Below are 16,932 nucleotides of genomic sequence, written 5' to 3' on the forward strand. Positions count from 1 at the left end.
TCTGATGCAAAGTGCTGCGGCGCGGGCCCCGCCTAAGCTGGCACGTATGACAGATCTTCCGGGCAAGCCCACCTCGGCCTCACGAACCACCCTGAGTCACATCATGACGGGCAACGACACCAATCTCCTCGGTACCGTGCACGGTGGCGTGATCATGAAACTGGTGGACGACGCGGCGGGCGCCGTGGCCGGCCGGCACTCCGGCGGGCCCGCGGTCACCGCGTCGATGGACGAGATGGTCTTCCTGGAGCCGGTCCGCGTCGGTGACCTGATCCATGTGAAGGCCCAGGTGAACTGGACCGGACGGTCGTCGATGGAGGTCGGCGTACGGGTCCTGGCGGAGCGGTGGAACGAGTCGTCCCCGGCCCAGCAGGTCGGCAGCGCCTACCTCGTCTTCGCCGCGGTCGACGCGGACGGCAAGCCCCGGGCCGTACCGCCGGTGATCCCCGGCAGCGAACGCGACAAGCGGCGCTACCAGGAGGCGCAGATCCGCCGTACGCACCGGCTGGCCCGGCGCCGCGCGATCAAGGAGCTGCGGGAGCAGCGCATCGCCGACGGCATCGACGACTGAGCGAGCGGCACCGGCTGCACCGGCCGCGCGTCCCGAGGCCGCCGGCGGCCGCTTGCCGCTACTTGCAGACCACCTGGTCGCCCGTGACCGCCGCGAACCTGCCCGGATCCGGCTCGTCCGCCCGGACCGGTGTCACCGTGGTGAAGTCCGACCCGAGCGTCACCTTCAGCGTGGAACCGATCCCCGCCACCGACCGCAGTTCCGCGTGCGGCAGCGCCGCCGCCAGCGAGCGCACCGAACGGTTCCAGCGCGGGTCGTACTCGATGACCGTGCGCTTGACGTCCGACGCCACCGGCCGGCCCGGTACCGTCGCCGCGACCGAGGAGAGGAAGCCGGTGGAGCGCAGGCTCTTGTCGGCGCGGGCGGCCAGGCCGCTGGTCGACGTGCCGTTGGTCACCTGCACCCTGATCTGGCTGGGCGGCACGTCGACCTTCTGCGCCTGCGACGCCGTCGGCCGGTGCACGGCGATCGGCACGTCCTCACGGATCTCCCGGAAGAGCTTCCCCGCCTTCACCGGGTCCCATTTCACCGTCGAGCCGATGCCCTTGACCCGGTAGTTCATCTGCCCGATGGGTACGGAGGTGAACTCCGACGACGCCGGCTTGAAGCCCCGCATCGCCTGCCCGATGGAGAGCATCTCGTCCGGGCCGAAGCCCTTGTCGGCCCGGACCGAGCCGAAGACCGTGGACGCGACATCGCGGAACTTGACCGGGTTCAGCAGGACACCGCTGCTGGTCGTCTTGGCGATGAGGGACGCCATGAAGCGCTGCTGGCGCTGCATCCGGCCCAGGTCGGACGCCGCGTCGAGGTGGCGGGAGCGTACGTACTGGAGCGCCTTGCCGCCGTCGAGCTTGCTGGTCCCCACCGGCAGGTCGAGCCCCGTGTAGGAGTCCTTCAGCGGGCGGGCGGTGCAGATGTCGACGCCGCCCAGCACATCCACCGTCTTCATGAAGCTCGTGAAGTCGACCTCCAGATAGTGGTTGATCTGGACGCCGGTCATCCGCTCCACGGTCTGCACGGTGAGCTGGGGGCCGCCCTGGGCGTACGCCGCGTTGAGCCTGACCGGATGGGCGGGGTAGCGCTTCCTGGTGGCGGGGTCGGTGTGCTCGGGCACCACCGCGTAGCTGTCCCGCGGCAGGCTCACGACGCTCACCCGGGAGCGGTCGGCCGAGACGTGGACGAGCATGATCGTGTCGGTGCAGTGGCAGGGGGCACCGCCCAGGTGGTACTTCCGCTTCTCCGCCGGTGTGATCTTGTCGCGGCCGTCGGTGCCGACGAGGAGCACGTTCATGCCGCGGCCCGGCGCGGGACGGTTCTTCATGTCCTTGAACGGGTCGATGCGGCCGATGCCGTCCAGCTCGCCGATGAGCGCATGGCCGATCCCCCCGGCGCCCAGCACCAGGACGGACAGCGTGGTGGTGATGCGCATACCCCAGCGGGGGCGGGGCGGGCGGCGCGGCGGCGGCCTTCGGCGGCGGGGCGGGGGCACGGCGGAAACTGGGACACCTCCGCGGGGGACGGGCAGGGAAGCGACCACGGTAGGCCGCTGTGATCAACATCCCGGGTAGGCCACCCGGCCGACGCGCCCGGTGTCCCTCGTTCGCGGTAACGTGACCGTCCTATGGACGCCACGCACGCCACGCCCGCCGTTTCTGTGATCATGCCGGTCCTCAACGAGGAGCGGCATCTGCGCAACTCGGTCCGCCACATCCTGGAGCAGGAGTACGACGGCGAGATGGAGGTGGTGATCGCCATCGGCCCGTCGTCCGACCGCACCGAGGAGATCGCCGCCGAGCTGGTACGGGAGGACCCCCGGGTCCACACCGTCGCCAACCCCACCGGCCGTACACCCGCCGCGCTCAACGCCGCCATCAAGGCGTCCAGCCACCCCGTCGTGGTGCGCGTCGACGGCCACGGAATGCTCTCGCCGAACTACATCGCCACCGCGGTCCGCCTGCTGGAGGAGACCGGCGCGATGAACGTCGGCGGGATCATGCACGCCGAGGGCGAGAACGCCTGGGAGGACGCGGTCGCCGCCGCGATGACCTCCAAGATCGGCGTCGGCAACGCGGCGTTCCACACCGGCGGCAAGGCGGCCCCCGCCGAGACCGTCTACCTGGGTGTCTTCCGGCGCGAGGCGCTGGAGCAGCAGGGCGGGTACAACGAGGAGTTCATCCGCGCCCAGGACTGGGAGCTGAACTTCCGGATCCGCGAGGCCGGCGGCCTGATCTGGTTCTCGCCCGAGCTGCGCGTCCAGTACCGCCCGCGCCCCTCGGTCCGGGCGCTCGCCAAGCAGTACAAGGACTACGGCCGCTGGCGCCACGTCGTCGCCCGCTACCACGAGGGCTCGATCAACCTCCGCTACCTCGCCCCGCCGACCGCGGTCTGCGCGATCGCGGCGGGCATCGTGGTCGGCGCGGCCGTCACCCCGTGGGCCTTCCTGGTGCCGGCCGGCTATGCCGCGGCCATCGTGGCGGGCTCGCTGCCCGCCGGTAAGGGTCTCCCGGCGAAGGCGCGGGTGCAGATCCCGGTGGCCCTGGCCACCATGCACATGTGCTGGGGCTTCGGCTTCCTGACCAGCCCGCGCGCGCTGGCCCGCAAGGTCATCGCCAGCCGCCGCCCGGCGGTCCGCACCGCCGTCTGAGCATGGCGAAAGGGCCGGTCCGGCCGCCGTGAGGCGGTCAGGACCGGCCCTTTCCCGTGTGGGCTCCTGCCTGCGGACCCGGGCTACCAGGTGTACGCCGGGTCGACATGCATGCACGCCGACTTGTCGTCCCCGCGCAGTGCGTTGGCGGATTCCGGCGTCTTCCCGTCGTCCGCCGTGGACTTGGGGTAGACCGTGCCCGTACGCCAGTCGCTTCCGACGACCACCGTGACCCCGGTGACCTGGGTGGACTTCTTGGCGGACTTCAACGGAACGCCCAGGGCCTTCGCCACCGCCTGGGCGTCGCCCTCCAGATCGGCGCTGGGGAAGAGCACCTCGGTGTTCTTCTGCGGATCCAGCGTCTGATCGGCCACGGCGCGCGAGAAGCCCTGCCCGGTCAGCAGCGTTGCGATCTCGCCCGCCCGGCCCTTCGACGGCAGCCCGCCGTCGCCCGCCGTGCCGTTCCGCACGGTGATGCCGATGTCGCCCTTGGGCGCCGCCGGATCCTTGGAGACCTTCTCGGCGGGCTTCTTCTTCGAGCCCTTGCCGTCCAGCGGGGTGTCGTCCCTGATCATCGCGAACAGCTTGTCCGCGTCACCCGCCTTGGGGTCGACCTTCTCCTCGAACCCGGGCCGCACGGAGTTCACGTTCGGCATGGTCGTCATGGTGATCCGCGCCGTCGGGACCTTCTTGAGCTCCCCGGCGAGGTCGTACAACGACTTGCCCGAAAGGCCGTTGTCGACCTTGAGCGCGTGGGTGGCCGCCTCGGCGAGGTCCATCAGCTTGCCGGGGTCGGTGAGCTTGGTGCCCTTGCGCAGCTGCCGGACCATGGAATTCATGTACTCGTGCTGGGCCTTGGTCCGTACGACGTCGGTGTCGGGCCAGAATCCGTACCGCGTCCGCAGCCACTGGAGGGCCTGCTGCCCCTTGACCGACGTGGTGCCCTTCTTCAGCTTGAGCCCCGAGCCGTGGCCGTCATGGGTGTGCGAGTACACGTTGGCGTCCACGCAGACCGGCACCCCGCCGATCGCGTCGGCCATGGAGACCACGCCGGAGAAATCGATCCTCATGAAGTGGTCGATGTGGATGCCGGTGAGGGATTCCCAGGTGGCGACGGTGCAGCCGGCGCCGCCGCGGCCGAGCGACTCGTTGGCCAGGGTCCAGCCCGTCGCCGGGTAGGTCTTGCCCTTCTCATCCGTGCACTTGGGGATCTTCAGCACGGTGTCGCGCGGCAGGCTGACGACCGACATGTTGCTGCGGTCGGCCGAGACGTGCAGCAGCATCTGCACATCCGCCAGGGGAGTGCCGCCGAAGGTGCTCTTGGCGCCGCCGAGCTTCTGGTTCTCCTTGGTGTCCCGCGCGTCCGAGCCGATCAGCAGGATGTTCAGCGGGGTCTGGCCCGCCGCGTTGGCCGTCGGCTTCGGGGCCTGGTGGTCTCCGAGGTTGAGGGCGCTCTTCTGCAGATTTCCGTTCAGGTGGCGGTAGTAGAGATATCCCGCGCCCGCAGTGCCGATGATCAGCAGTGCCGCTGCGCCCGCCACCCAGCGGAGTATTCGGCGTTTCCCGCGCCGCGCGCGCCGCCGCGACGTCTGCTGCCGGTGACTCCCGCCGCCGCCCCCCGGACCGGCGGGGGACGGCCGGGCGCCCTCCTGTTTGTACAGGCTCTCGTCCCAGCCGAGTTGGCCCGCCCCCGGACTGCGAGGCCGAGTCCCCTCCCCTCGCGTGCTGCTCTGTCCCACCAGGTCCCCCCTGCTACTCAGGTATAGGTATGGCCCGGTGACCTGGCGTCACCTGGCGCATATGCTCTTGTCGGCTTCGACCTTCTGTATGTCGGCCGGCGCCTTCGTCGGCGCCGCGATCGGCGTGCCGGCGGCCTTGAAGTCCGCCCCGAGGACGAGCGTCATCGGGGTGAGCCCCACGGAGTCCTTCGTGCCCGGCTTGAGCGCCGACGCGGGAAGCCCCATGATGTCGGCGAGCTTGCGCGCCTGGTCTGCCTGGTTCGGCGCGTAGGTGAGGGTCGTCTTGGCCAGATCGGGCTTGTAGTTGCCGCCGTTCTCCGACTTCAGTACGCCCTCGGAGTTCTGCAACCAGGTCAGCGTGGTCTGCGCCGATCCCGGCTGGGCCCCGCCGTTGAGCACCTTGACCCGGACGTCGGACGCGTTGGCCTGCGAACCCTTGAGGAGCGCCTCCTGCTTGCCCGCGGCCGCCTTCTTCTCCTTCTTGACCTCGGTGAGCGAGACGTCGTCGCGCATCATCGAGAACAGCGGGTCCGCCTGGGCGTGGTTCACGACGACGGTGGCGTGGACCTTCTCCGCCGGGTTGTCGAGGACCGGCAGCGTGGTGAAGGTGACGTTCTTCGGGTTCACCGACTTCAGGTCAAGCGCGAGGCTCTTGAGGCGGTCGATGCTGCCGATGCCGCTGTCGACGGTGAGCGCCTTGGTCGCCGCGTTCGCCAGGCTGTAGAGCTTGGAGGGGCTGGTCAGCGTGTCGCCCGATGTCATCTTGCGTATCAGCGAACCCAGGAACTGCTGCTGCACCTTGATGCGGTCCAGGTCGCCCTGGTTGCCGAAGCTGTGCCGGGTCCTGACGAAGGCCAGCGCCTGCTCGCCCTCGACCTTGGACGTCCCCGCCGGGAGCTTGAGATGCGACTCCTTGTCGTCCACGGGGTGCGCCACACAGACGTCGACCCCGCCCACCGCGGTGCTGAGCGTCTTGATGGCGTTGAAGTCGGCCATCATGAAGTGATCGACCGTCAGGCCAGTTATTGCCTTGACCGTCTTCATGGTGCAGCCGGGGTCGCGGTCGTCCTGCCCCAGACTGGTGTTGAAGCGGACCTGCGGCGTACCGGGGATCGTCCTGGTCGACCCGTCGGACTGCTTGACCTGGCAGTCCGGGATGTCGGTGATCAGGTCGCGGGGGATGGAGAGCGCGGTCGCGTTCGTCCGGTCCTTGGAGACGTGGAAGAGGATGTTCGTGTCGGCGTGGCCGACGCTCCCCTTGTCGCCGTAGCCCTCGTTGCCCTTGCCGGTGCGCTTGTCCGTACCGATCAGCAGGATGTTGACGGCCCGGTCCTTGGTGGAGCCCGAGGTGCCGCCGACCACATCGATCTTGTTGATGTTGTTGTTGAAGTGCTCGTAGAGCAGATACGTGGCGACGGAGCCGCCGACGAGGACGAAGGCCGTCACGCCGCCGGTCCACATCAGCGCCTTTTTCCTGCGCGACTTCTGCTGCTTGCGCTTCCGGCGGCCGGCCGCCGTCTGCGGCCCGCTCCCGGGACCGGCGTCCTGGCCGTTGCCCCCGGCCCGGCGGCTGCGCTGGCCGGGCACGTCGCGGCGCGGCGACTGCGGCGGCGACTGCTGCTGCGAGCGCCTGCGCGAGGACTGCTCGGGCAATGAATCCCTGCGCCGTGTGCGGCCGGTCGCGGGCTCGGAACCGGACGGCGATCTGTCCCCCGACTGCGGTCCGGAGGGGTTCAGTCGCAGTTCGTAATTGCCGGTTTCCGGGTTGAGCACCCACTGGTCTGCGGGGTCGATATCGTCCCGACCACGGCTATGCGCGTCCACGGTTGCCTGTGTCCTCCGTCGGTGCCACGCGAGGCGCCCTCCCCCCGGGCGCTCGGTCTTTCGTCCTGCAGTGCGCGACCACATGGCCGGACGCACCGGATCGCGTCACACTATCTGCCCGGATCAATGTCCAGCGACGTCCGGGACACATTCCTTGGCGCTTACAACTGGGCATACCACCCAATCCACATGTCCTGCGGATACGGGTTTGAGAATTGTTTACCCGCAGGCCGCGGCAGCCGCATTCGTCCCCGGGAAAGTGGCCTGCGGAGAAGGAGACGGTTTGCCCTTCCCGCCGGCGCCCGCTGCGCCTCCGGTGCTCTCCGCGCCCGGGGTCCCCGCGAAGGTGCCGGTGCTGCCCTTCGTCACGGTGACCGGGTCGTCGTCACGGAGCCGCTTGAAGAGCCGGTTCGCGTCCGGCTGTACGAGCTGGTCGCGGTTGCGGTTGGCGGTGTACGGCTCACGCGGCACTGTCAGGAACTGGACCCGGTCGGTGGGGATGCCGCGCAGCCGCCGCGTCAGGTCGTACAGGTCCTTGAGCGTGTCCAGACCGGGGTCCGTGGTCAGCGACTTGGTCGCCGCGTCCAGCACCGGGTAGAGCCGCGTCGGGTTCAGCAGGACGCCGTTGCTCTGCACCTTCTTCACCAGCGAACCGAGGAACTCCTGCTGGCGCTGCATGCGTTCGGTGTCGCTGCCGTTGCCGATGGAGTGCCGGACGCGTACGTATCCGAGCGCCTGCTCCCCGTTGAGCGTCTGGCGGCCCGCGGGCAGCTTGAGATGGGCGTCCTTGTCGTCCACCGGCTTCTTGAGGCAGACCTCGACGCCGTCGACCGCGTCGACCATGCCCTTGAAGCCGTTGAAGTCGACCACCATGTAGTGGTCGATCCGGATCCCGGTCATGTTCTCCACGGTGCGGACGGTGCAGGCGGTGCCGCCGAACTCGTAAGCCCAGTTGAACTGCACGAACTGCTTCTTCGTACGGGTCTTGTTCGCCGTGATGCAGCTCGGCACGTGCGACATCAGGTCGCGCGGCAGGGAGACCGCCGTCGCGTTCTTCTTGTCGGTGGACAGGTGCAGCAGGATCGTGGTGTCGGAACGCTGCGAACCCTCGTCCCTGCCGTACTTCTTGTTGTCGCCCGCGCGCGAGTCGGACCCGATGAGCAGGATGTTCTCGGCGCCGTTCGCGACGGGGGCGGGGCGCTCCTTCTCGTACGCGCGAAGCTCGGCGGTCGCGGTGTTGTCCGTCCTGATGTTGTGGTCGAGCTTGTTGTAGAACCACCAGCCGGCGCCCGCGGCGACGAGCACGAGGAACGCGACTCCGAGGGCGGCCCAGCGCACCCAGTGCCGCTTGCGCCGGTTCGGCGGCTCGGGGGCGGCGCTCGACGGGTCCGTGTCCTGGGCGTCCGTCTGCGGCTCGTCGTCGGGCGTGCCAGCACTGTCGGTCACGTCTGCGTCCATCCTTCACGGAGTCGGCGACGCGCTGGGCCGCCGATCGAACGGACGGGCGACTGAACCGCGCGCGTGGTTGTGCTCTCTCCTGATCATGTACCGGAGACCGCGCCTGATCCTGGGGGCTCGTCCTGCGGTGGGCCAGACGGGTGGCCGGTCAGTACGTGACGGAGTGGGTGCCGTGCCTGCTTCAGTGCCCGACCGAGTGCGTGACCCGCTTGTTTCAGTGTGCGACGGAGTGGGTGACCCGCTCGCTCTCGACGCGCTTTTCGAGGTCGCCGTCGGACAGTTGCCCGAGGTTGCGGCAGAGCACCACCGACGCGCCCGCCGCGAGCGGGGCGTAGAGACCGGTCGAGAGGCCGTCCCAGCTGTCGTACGGCCGCCCCGACAGCAGCCGTGCGCCCGGGGCGAGTCCGACGCCCGCCGCGTCGTGCATGGCCCGGTCCACCACCTGCGCACCGGACAGCTCGGTCCCGCCGACCGCGAGCGCGGGCGCGTCCGGGTCGACCGGGGCGTACGGCACGAAGCGGTCGCCCTGGCTGGGGACCTCGACCGCGTAGTCGGCGAAGCCGGCCGGCGGCTGCGGGAAGCGACCGCCGAGCGGACGCAGCGCCAGCGCCACCCGCTCCCCGCCGCAGGCGCGCGCCTGCTCCAGGGTGTCGGGGCCGCTGACCACCAGGTCGGCCCCGGCCGGGTCGCCGCCGATGTCGGCGAGTACGCCCACCGACGAACAGGCGAGCAGCCAGACGGCGCTCTGCCAGTGCGCCGGGAGCAGCAGAGCGAGCCGGTCGCCCGGCTCCGCCGACAGCTCGCCCTGGAGCAGATTCGCCGTCTTGGCCACCCAATTGGCGAAGGTGGCCACGGAAAGTTCGACGCGCTCGCCGGTCGCATCGTCGTAGAACGTGACAAGGGGGCGCGCCGGTTCCAGGGCAAGTGCGGAACGCAGCAGGTCGGCGGGGGTGTGGTCGCTGGCAGTCATGCGCGAAGCGTACGTCGCGGGGCGTGCCGGGGAGGGCTGCCTCCGCGGAATCCGTGACGCCGTATCGGCTCGTCCGACCCGCCTGTGAGCCGATACGGCGTCAGTTGCGGGATGGACAGGGACAGGTGGGTATGTCCAAATCGTAACTATGCGTGCTCCTATGACTGCCTCTGTGCTCTCCGCCTCGATCGCCGTGGCATGTGCCGCCGCGCTTGCCCTCCCGACCGCCGCACCGGCCGGCGCGGTCACGCCACGCGCCGACTCACCGGCCACGACGTTCCCCGGCTCCACCCAGTCGCTGCGCCTCAACCCGGTCTCCGCCGACCGCTCCACGGACACCTCGGCCACCGCCGGTCTGTCCAGGCAGAAGGTCAAACCGTTCTCGCTGGTCGGCGTGGTCTGGAGCGACAAGAACGCTCGCCTGAACGGCACCGTCCAGGTGCGGACCCGTCCCGTGGGCTCCACGGCCTGGACGGGCTGGCAGTCCGTCGAGGCCCAGAACGACGGCCATGCGCCCGACCCCGCCACGGCGGAGGCCGAGTCCTCGGCCGTGCGCGGCTCCACCGCCCCGCTCTGGGTGGGCAACTCGGACGCGGTCCAGGTCCGCGTACGTGCCAAGGCGCCCACCGGTTCCACCCGCGCGGCCGAGCCGCTGCCGAAGGGACTGCGGCTGGACCTGGTCGACCCGGGCCCCGACCCGAAGCCGAAGCCGAAGCCACAACCGGCTGACCCCACCGCGGCCGACCCGACCGCGTCCGGCCCCACAGCGACTGAGCCGACCGCAACTGATCCCACCGCGGCCGACCCGACGGCGGCCGATCCCACAGCGGCTGACCCCACCGCAGCCGACCCGACGGCGGCCGACCCGACGGCGGCCGACCCCACCGCAGCCCGCCCGCACACCGCCGGCTCCAAGACCGCCACCCAGCCCGACCCCACCGAACTGCCCGCCCTCAGCAAAGAAGCCACCGTCGCCGAGCTGGAGTCCACCGGTGCCAAGGCGGGCCCCTACGTCGCGCCCCGGCCGCGCATCGTCACCCGCCAGGGATGGGGCGCCGACGAGAGCGTCCGTGAGTCCGGGTTCAGCTACACGGACACCGTGAAGGTCGCGTTCGTCCACCACACCGCGACGGGCAACAACTACACCTGTGAGCAGGCCCCCGCGCTGCTGCGAAGCATGTACCGCTACCACGTGAAGAGCCTCGGCTGGCGGGACATCGGCTACAACTTCGCCATCGACAAGTGCGGAACCATCTACGAGGGCCGCGCGGGCGGGGTGACCAAGCCCGTGATGGGCGCCCACACCCTCGGGTTCAACGCCGACAGCACCGGCGTCGCCGTCATCGGCACCTTCACATCGACCGAGCCGTCCGCCGCCGCCGTCACCGCGCTCTCCCGCTTCACGGCGTGGAAGCTCGGGCTGACCGGCGCAGACCCGGAGGGGAAGGCCACCCTGGTGTCCGACGGCGGCAACCGCTACGACAAGGGCACCGAGGCGGAGCTGAACGTGATCTCCGGACACCGCGACGGATTCGCCACCGAGTGCCCGGGAGCCAAGCTCTACGACAAGCTCGGCGAGATCCGCACCGCAGCCGCCCGCTACCAGGGCCGCTGAGTCCCGGCAGCTCCGTACGGCCTTGCCCGCAACCGCAACTCCGTACGGCCTGCCCGCATCCGCACTTCACCGTCTGCATACACTGGCCAGCCGTTCACGGCCCGCCCCAGCAGGAAGCAGAGACGTCAAGGTGACAGAAGCGATTCTCCTGGTCGGCGGCAAGGGCACGCGGCTGCGGCCGCTCACGGTCAACACACCCAAACCGATGGTCCCGGCGGCGGGAGTCCCGTTCCTCACCCACCAGCTGGTCCGCGCACGGGCCGCCGGGGTCGATCACATCGTGCTCGCCACGTCGTACCTCGCGGAGGTCTTCGAGCCGTACTTCGGCGACGGGTCCGCCCTGGGCCTGCACCTGGAGTACGTCACCGAGGAGGAGCCGCTGGGTACGGGCGGCGCCATCCGCAACGTCGCGGAACGCCTGCACTCGGGTCCGGACGAGCCGGTCCTCATCTTCAACGGGGACATCCTCACCGGTCTGGACATCGAGGCCCTCGTCACCACCCACGAGACCTCGGGCGCCGACGTCTCCCTCCACCTCACCCGGGTGGAGGACCCGCGCGCCTTCGGGCTCGTCCCCACGGACGTGACCGGCCGGGTGACGGCCTTCCTGGAGAAGCCGCAGACGCCCGAGGAGATCGTCACCGACCAGATCAACGCGGGCGCGTACGTCTTCACGCGCTCGGTCATCGACACCATCCCGGCCGGGCGGCCGGTCTCGGTGGAACGGGAGACCTTCCCCGGCCTGCTCGGCTCGGGCGCCCACCTCCAGGGCATGGTCGACTCCACCTACTGGCTCGACCTGGGCACCCCGCAGGCCTTCGTGCGCGGCTCGGCCGACCTCGTACTCGGCCACGCCCCGTCCCCGGCCGTCCCGGGCCGCTGCGGCGAAGGGCTGATCCTGGACAGCGCCACGGTGGCGCCCGACGCCAAGGTGACGGGCGGCACGGTGATCGGTGCGGGCGCGGTCGTCGGCGAGGGCGCCAGGATCGACGGCAGCACGGTCCTCGACCACGCGGTCGTCGAGCCGGGGGCGGTGGTCACCGACTCGCTGATCGGGGCCGGTGCCCGGATCGGGGCCCGCTCGGTGCTGACCGGCGCGGTGATCGGCGACGGCGCACGGGTGGGCGCGGACAACGAGCTGCGCGCCGGGATACGGATCTGGTGCGGGGCCGTGCTGCCCGACGGCTCCGTGCGTTTCTCGTCGGACCAGTAGCCTCTACGGAGTGGCAGGACGTTTCATCGCCCGGGCCCCGGGCCAGTACAGCCCCGTCGACCTCGCTCTGGTCCTCGGGGTGCTCCGCCGTGGCCCCTGGGACCCCACGTACCGGACGACACCGGACGGCGCGGTGTGGCGGGCCAGCCGTACGCCGCAGGGGCCCGGCACACTCCGGATCACCGTGGACGGGGCGGAGGCCTGGGGCCCCGGCGCCGACTGGCTGCTCGCGGGGCTTCCCGGGCTGCTGGGTGAGCTGGACGACCCGTCGGACTTCGTACCGCGCCACCGGCTGGTCGCCGACGCGCACCGCCGCCGCCCCCACCTCAGGCTCTGCCGCACCGGTCTGGTCCTGGAGTCGCTGATCCCCTCGGTCCTGGAGCAGAAGGTCACGGCCGACGAGGCGTACCGCGCCTGGCGCCGGCTGCTCCGCGCGTCCGGCACACCGGCGCCGGGCCCGGCGCCGGAGCACATGTACGTGATGCCGGACCCGCGCGGCTGGTCGCTCATCCCGTCCTGGGAGTGGCACCGCGCGGGCGTCGACAACAAGCGCGCGTCCACGATCCTGCGCGCGGTACGGGTGGCCCGCCGGCTTGAGGAAGCGACGGCGATGGCACCGGCCGACGCGGCCCGCCGCCTGGAACTGATTCCCGGCATCGGCCCCTGGACCTCGGCGGAGACGCTCCAGCGCGCCATCGGAGCACCGGACGCGGTCACGGTCGGCGACCTGCATCTGCCGGGCATCGTCGGCTACGCGCTCACGGGGCGCCGGGGCGTGGACGACGACGGGATGCTGGAACTCCTGGAACCGTACGCGGGCCAGCGCCACCGTGCGGTCCGGCTGATCCTGCTGACGGGCCGGGTACCGCCGAGACGCACACCGAAGATGCCACGAACGGACATCGCGCGGCTGTGACCGCCCGCGGGGCACCACACCGCACCCCGCACCCGCGGCCCCGCACCCCGCCACAAGGCTCACCGCACCGTGATGAACGCCTCCACATCGCGCCCCGGGCGCGGAGCCGCAGGCGTGGCCGGATGCCCGACCGCCACAGCCCCCATCGGCTCCCACTCCGCGGGCAGCGCCAGCACCTCCCGCACCACGTCCCGGCAGAACATCGTCGACGAGACCCAGGCGGACCCCAGCCGCTCGCCCGCGAGCGCCACCAGGAAGTTCTGCACGCCCGCACCGGTCGCGACGGAGAACATCTCGCGCTCGGCCGCGTCCCGCCGGTCGTCCCCGTACGTGTGCGAGCCGTCGAGCACCATGCAGGGCACCGCCAAGTACGGTGCCCGCCGCAGCACTTCACCGCGGCGCACCCGTTTGGCGATGGACTCGTCCGACTTGCCGTCCCGCCGCAGATCCGCGATCCACGCGTCCCGCATCGCGTCCAGCAGCCGGGTGCGCGCCGCCGCCGACTCCAGCAGGACGAAACGCCACGGCGTCGTGTGGTGCGGGGCCGGCGCGGTGACCGCCGCGGCGACCGCCCGGCGCACCGCGCCCGGGTCCACCGGCTCGTCGGTGAAGTCGCGGACCGTACGCCGCTGGGTGACCGCTTCCCGTACCGCCTCGGACGTACCGAGCCGGAACATGTCGTCGGCGGCGACACGCACCATGGCACGGGCGCCCCCGGCAGCGTCATCACCGGCACCGGACGCCGTGACGACGTGCGGCAGCCCGCGGACCACCGCGACCGGCAGCCCCGCCGCCTTGCCCTTCACCAGGTCGCCCGCGGCGGCCAGTTCGTCGGCGGTGGCGACGACCGTGGCGCTCAGCGGGTTGCCGTGCGCGTCCGTGCCGCCGCGCAGATCGTCGAGGACCCGCACCCCGGCGGCCCCGATCGCCACATCGGTGAGGCCGTTGCGCCACGGCCGCCCGAAGGTGTCCGTGACGACCACGCCCACCTCCACGCCCAGCGCGTCCCGCAGGCCCTCGCGGATCGCCCGCGCCGACCTGTCGGAGTCCTCGGGGAGCAACAGCACGGTGCCGGACGGGGTGTTGGAGGCGTCGACCCCGGCGGCGGCCATCACCAGGCCCTGCCGGTTCTCGACGATACGGAGCGTGCCGCGCCGCGCCACCACCCGTACCGTCTCCGCGTCGATCGCCGCCTCGCGGTCCTCGGCCTGCACGATCCGGCCCTCGGCCTTGGAGACGATCTTGGAGGTGACGAGGACGACATCGCCGTCCGCCAGGTCGGGCGACGCGGTCGCGATCAGCTTGGCGAGGTCGTCGCCCTGGCACACCTCGGGCAGTCCGGGCACGGCCCAGACGCGGAAGGACGTCACGCCCTGACCTCTTCGGCCAGGGTGAGCGCCGCATGGGCCATCGCGGCGGTCGCGTCCAGGTCGGTCATCATCAGCGGCACGGCCCGGCAGCGGATCCCCGCCTCCTCGACCCGGGCCACGGACGCGGCGTCGACGGTGTCGACCAGCCAGCCGTCCAGCAGACCCGAACCGTAGTGCTCGGCCACCGCTGCCGCCGTCGAATCGACGCCGACGGCGGCGAGGACCTTGTCGGCCATCCCGCGCACGGGGGCGTCCCCGACGATGGGCGAGAGCCCGACGACCGGCACACCCGCGTCGGCGATGGCCTCCCGGATGCCGGGCACGGCGAGGATGGTGCCGACCGAGACCACCGGGTTGGACGGCGGGAAGATGACGACGTCGGCGGCTGCGATGGCGTCGAGGACGCCCGGCGCGGGCTTCGCCCGGTCGGCGCCGACCGGCACGACCGCCGCCGCCTCGACCGACGCGCGCAGCCGCACCCAGTACTCCTGGAAGTGAATGGCCTTGCGCTCGCCGTCGATGTCGACGGCGACATGTGTCTCGATCCGGTCGTCCGACATCGGGATGAGCCGCACCCCGGGCTGCCACCGCTCGCACAGGGCCTCGGTGACGGCGCTCAGCGGATAGCCCGCGCCGAGCATCTGGGTACGGACGATGTGCGTCGCGAAGTCACGGTCGCCGAGCCCGAACCACTCGGGTCCGACGCCGTACGCGGCGAGTTCGTCCTTGACGGTGAAGGACTCGTCGGTACGCCCCCAGCCCTGCTCCTCGTTGATGCCACCGCCGAGGGTGTACATCACCGTGTCGAGGTCGGGACAGACCTTCAGCCCGAACAGATGGATGTCGTCACCGGTGTTGCCGATGACGGTGATGTCCGCGTCAGGCGCGGCCTGCTTGAGGCCACGCAGGAATCGGGCACCACCGATGCCGCCGGCCAGAACCACAATGCGCATGCAGACAGTCTGTCAGGCGAAGCCTGATCCGTTGAGGGGTGGTGGTCGGGCGACGGGCGGGACTGTCAGGCGAAGCCGGAACCTTTTAGGGGCGGTGGGGGGTCACGGGCACGTGGCTGTCAGGCGGGTACGGCGTCCTGCGCGGCCGGGACCGCGCACTGCGGGCTGTGCATCGGCATCTCGGTCAGGCCCGGGTAGTAGATGTGCAGGCTGACGGCCGGTTCCAGCGAGTCGTTGACGACCTCGTGGGCGTACCCCGGCGCGAAGACGCGCTGAGCGCCCGCGGCCAGGGACCGTACGCCACCTTCGGTCCGCTCGGTCAGCGTGCCGTCCAGGACGGTCAGCACACCGGACGAACGCCCGTGGCCGTGCGGCCCGCTGCCCTGCCCCGGGACCCAGCTGAGCAGCCAGACCTCGTAGCCGAGTGACCCGAGTGACGCGGGCGGGGCCTCCCCTGCCCGGTCGGAGCCGGGAACCTGGGGAACGGTGTGCAGCCGGTGGTACCAGCGGGAGACCGCGTCGTACTCGACGAGATGGGCCCACTGGCCGCGGTCCGCGGCGATGGACCGTGCGAGCCCGGCGAACTCGGCCACCGTGGCCGGGTGCTCGCGGGCGGGCTGGAGCAGGTGCTGGACGGCGAGGATGTCGCCGGCGATCTGGAGGTCGCTGTCGCTGTTCATGGTGCGGGGGTTCCTCGGCAGTGAAAGTGCTGGGGTGTCGCAGAGAGGTGCAGTCAGGGCTGCGGAAAGACGCTGGAGCTCGGTGGCATCAACAGCTGGAACAGCAACAGCACGCCTGGACAGCGCTGCGGAACCCACGGGCGTGGGTCACGGAGAACGCTGCGGTCGCTGGCATGGGACCAGGAGAGCGGCTCTCGCCCTCGCTGTCAACCCACTGCCCGATTTGGGCGTAATGTTTCACCTCATCCGGTTACTCCGTACGGAGAGAGGTTTGTTCGTCCGCCGCCGCGGAGATGTGGCGCAACAAGCCCCACCGCAAACATCAAACATCGCAGGGATCTCGTGACCTGACTGTGATCTTGATCGCTTCGGCGGGCGGAGTGAGAACGGGACCGGCCTCGGCGGAGTCTCAGTCTGAGAGGGCATCGGTCCTCACGGGCCGGGAAGGTGCAGGTATGGGCCAGTGGCATGTGTCAGGTTTTTAGTGATTTGAACACTTTCCGCATAGCCTTGGTTCCGCAGAGTGAATAAGGGACCCAATAGCAGATCTCGGCTTGACTGGCCCGGATCCACACACTTGTAATTTCACTCGTGTCGTTCGGCCGAAATCGGTAGCGACAGCAACACGGGGACGCAAAGACGGACAAGGGGCGCACATGACCGAGCTGTTCCAGCAACTGCTGGTCGAGGACGCGGACGAGGAATTCGGCTGGCAGGAGCGCGCGCTGTGCGCCCAGACCGACCCCGAGTCCTTCTTCCCCGAGAAGGGCGGTTCCACCCGCGAGGCCAAGAAGGTCTGCCTCGCCTGCGAAGTCCGCTCGGAGTGTCTTGAATACGCCCTCGCCAACGACGAGCGGTTCGGCATCTGGGGCGGTCTGTCCGAGCGGGAGCGGCGACGGCTGAAAAAGGCCGCTGTCTAGCCACCGCTGACCACGAGCGCCGACCACGAGCGTCGGCCGCGCTCTCCGGCCGCGCTGTC

At 70.6% G+C, this 16,932-nt stretch carries 14 protein-coding genes; 6 read left to right on the forward strand and 8 right to left on the reverse strand.

What is annotated here, in order from left to right:
• Nucleotides 1-46: 46 nt before the first annotated feature.
• The gene (locus tag OG385_RS20395) at nucleotides 47-571 is read left to right on the forward strand and encodes an acyl-CoA thioesterase (protein ID WP_266856371.1); all 525 of its coding nucleotides are present in this window, start codon (nucleotides 47-49) and stop codon (nucleotides 569-571) included.
• Nucleotides 572-629: 58 nt separating this feature from the next.
• Here OG385_RS20395 and OG385_RS20400 read toward each other — a convergent pair whose 3' ends face one another.
• Entirely contained in the window at nucleotides 630-2,000 is a 1,371-nt protein-coding gene (locus OG385_RS20400; protein ID WP_323183812.1) for an LCP family protein, read from the reverse strand.
• Between the two features lie 192 nt (nucleotides 2,001-2,192).
• Between OG385_RS20400 and OG385_RS20405 the strand changes: the two genes are divergently transcribed.
• A complete protein-coding gene (locus tag OG385_RS20405; protein ID WP_266856375.1) occupies nucleotides 2,193-3,215 on the forward strand; it encodes a glycosyltransferase family 2 protein in 1,023 nt (340 codons plus the stop codon).
• Nucleotides 3,216-3,298: 83 nt separating this feature from the next.
• Here OG385_RS20405 and OG385_RS20410 read toward each other — a convergent pair whose 3' ends face one another.
• From OG385_RS20410 to OG385_RS20425, 4 genes are all read right to left on the reverse strand, one after another.
• Nucleotides 3,299-4,954, reverse strand: coding sequence for an LCP family protein (locus tag OG385_RS20410; protein ID WP_266856377.1), 1,656 nt, complete (start codon nucleotides 4,952-4,954; stop codon nucleotides 3,299-3,301).
• Between the two features lie 48 nt (nucleotides 4,955-5,002).
• Nucleotides 5,003-6,778 carry an LCP family protein gene (locus OG385_RS20415; protein ID WP_266856379.1) on the reverse strand — a complete coding sequence of 592 codons (1,776 nt, stop codon included), beginning with the start codon at nucleotides 6,776-6,778 and terminating at the stop codon, nucleotides 5,003-5,005.
• 219 nt (nucleotides 6,779-6,997) lie between these two features.
• On the reverse strand, nucleotides 6,998-8,236 hold the full coding sequence (locus tag OG385_RS20420; protein WP_266856381.1) for an LCP family protein: 1,239 nt from the start codon (nucleotides 8,234-8,236) through the stop codon (nucleotides 6,998-7,000).
• Nucleotides 8,237-8,450: 214 nt separating this feature from the next.
• Nucleotides 8,451-9,206, reverse strand: coding sequence for a TIGR03089 family protein (locus OG385_RS20425; protein ID WP_266856383.1), 756 nt, complete (start codon nucleotides 9,204-9,206; stop codon nucleotides 8,451-8,453).
• 160 nt (nucleotides 9,207-9,366) lie between these two features.
• Between OG385_RS20425 and OG385_RS20430 the strand changes: the two genes are divergently transcribed.
• From OG385_RS20430 to OG385_RS20440, 3 genes are all read left to right on the forward strand, one after another.
• A complete protein-coding gene (locus tag OG385_RS20430) occupies nucleotides 9,367-10,821 on the forward strand; it encodes an N-acetylmuramoyl-L-alanine amidase (protein WP_266856385.1) in 1,455 nt (484 codons plus the stop codon).
• 130 nt (nucleotides 10,822-10,951) lie between these two features.
• Nucleotides 10,952-12,034: an NDP-sugar synthase gene (locus OG385_RS20435; protein ID WP_266856387.1), complete on the forward strand. Its 1,083-nt coding sequence runs from the start codon at nucleotides 10,952-10,954 to the stop codon at nucleotides 12,032-12,034.
• Nucleotides 12,035-12,044: 10 nt separating this feature from the next.
• Nucleotides 12,045-12,950 (forward strand): DNA-3-methyladenine glycosylase, encoded by a 906-nt coding sequence (locus OG385_RS20440; protein WP_266856389.1) that lies wholly within the window; start codon nucleotides 12,045-12,047, stop codon nucleotides 12,948-12,950.
• A gap of 59 nt (nucleotides 12,951-13,009) precedes the next feature.
• On the opposite strand, the gene OG385_RS20445 is transcribed toward OG385_RS20440, so the two are convergent.
• The 3 genes from OG385_RS20445 to OG385_RS20455 form a co-directional block, all read right to left on the reverse strand.
• Entirely contained in the window at nucleotides 13,010-14,320 is a 1,311-nt protein-coding gene (locus OG385_RS20445; protein WP_266856391.1) for a coenzyme F420-0:L-glutamate ligase, read from the reverse strand.
• Nucleotides 14,317-15,273 carry a 2-phospho-L-lactate transferase gene (gene cofD / locus OG385_RS20450; RefSeq protein WP_266856393.1) on the reverse strand — a complete coding sequence of 319 codons (957 nt, stop codon included), beginning with the start codon at nucleotides 15,271-15,273 and terminating at the stop codon, nucleotides 14,317-14,319. The genes OG385_RS20445 and cofD overlap by 4 nt, the downstream gene beginning before the upstream one ends.
• 119 nt (nucleotides 15,274-15,392) lie before the next feature.
• On the reverse strand, nucleotides 15,393-15,953 hold the full coding sequence (locus OG385_RS20455; RefSeq protein WP_266856395.1) for a cysteine dioxygenase family protein: 561 nt from the start codon (nucleotides 15,951-15,953) through the stop codon (nucleotides 15,393-15,395).
• 656 nt (nucleotides 15,954-16,609) lie between these two features.
• Here OG385_RS20455 and OG385_RS20460 point away from each other — a divergent pair.
• Nucleotides 16,610-16,873: a WhiB family transcriptional regulator gene (locus OG385_RS20460; RefSeq protein WP_164266780.1), complete on the forward strand. Its 264-nt coding sequence runs from the start codon at nucleotides 16,610-16,612 to the stop codon at nucleotides 16,871-16,873.
• The last annotated feature ends 59 nt before the right edge of the window (nucleotides 16,874-16,932 follow it).

This window comes from Streptomyces sp. NBC_01306 (genome assembly GCF_026340465.1).
GTDB lineage: Bacteria > Actinomycetota > Actinomycetes > Streptomycetales > Streptomycetaceae > Streptomyces.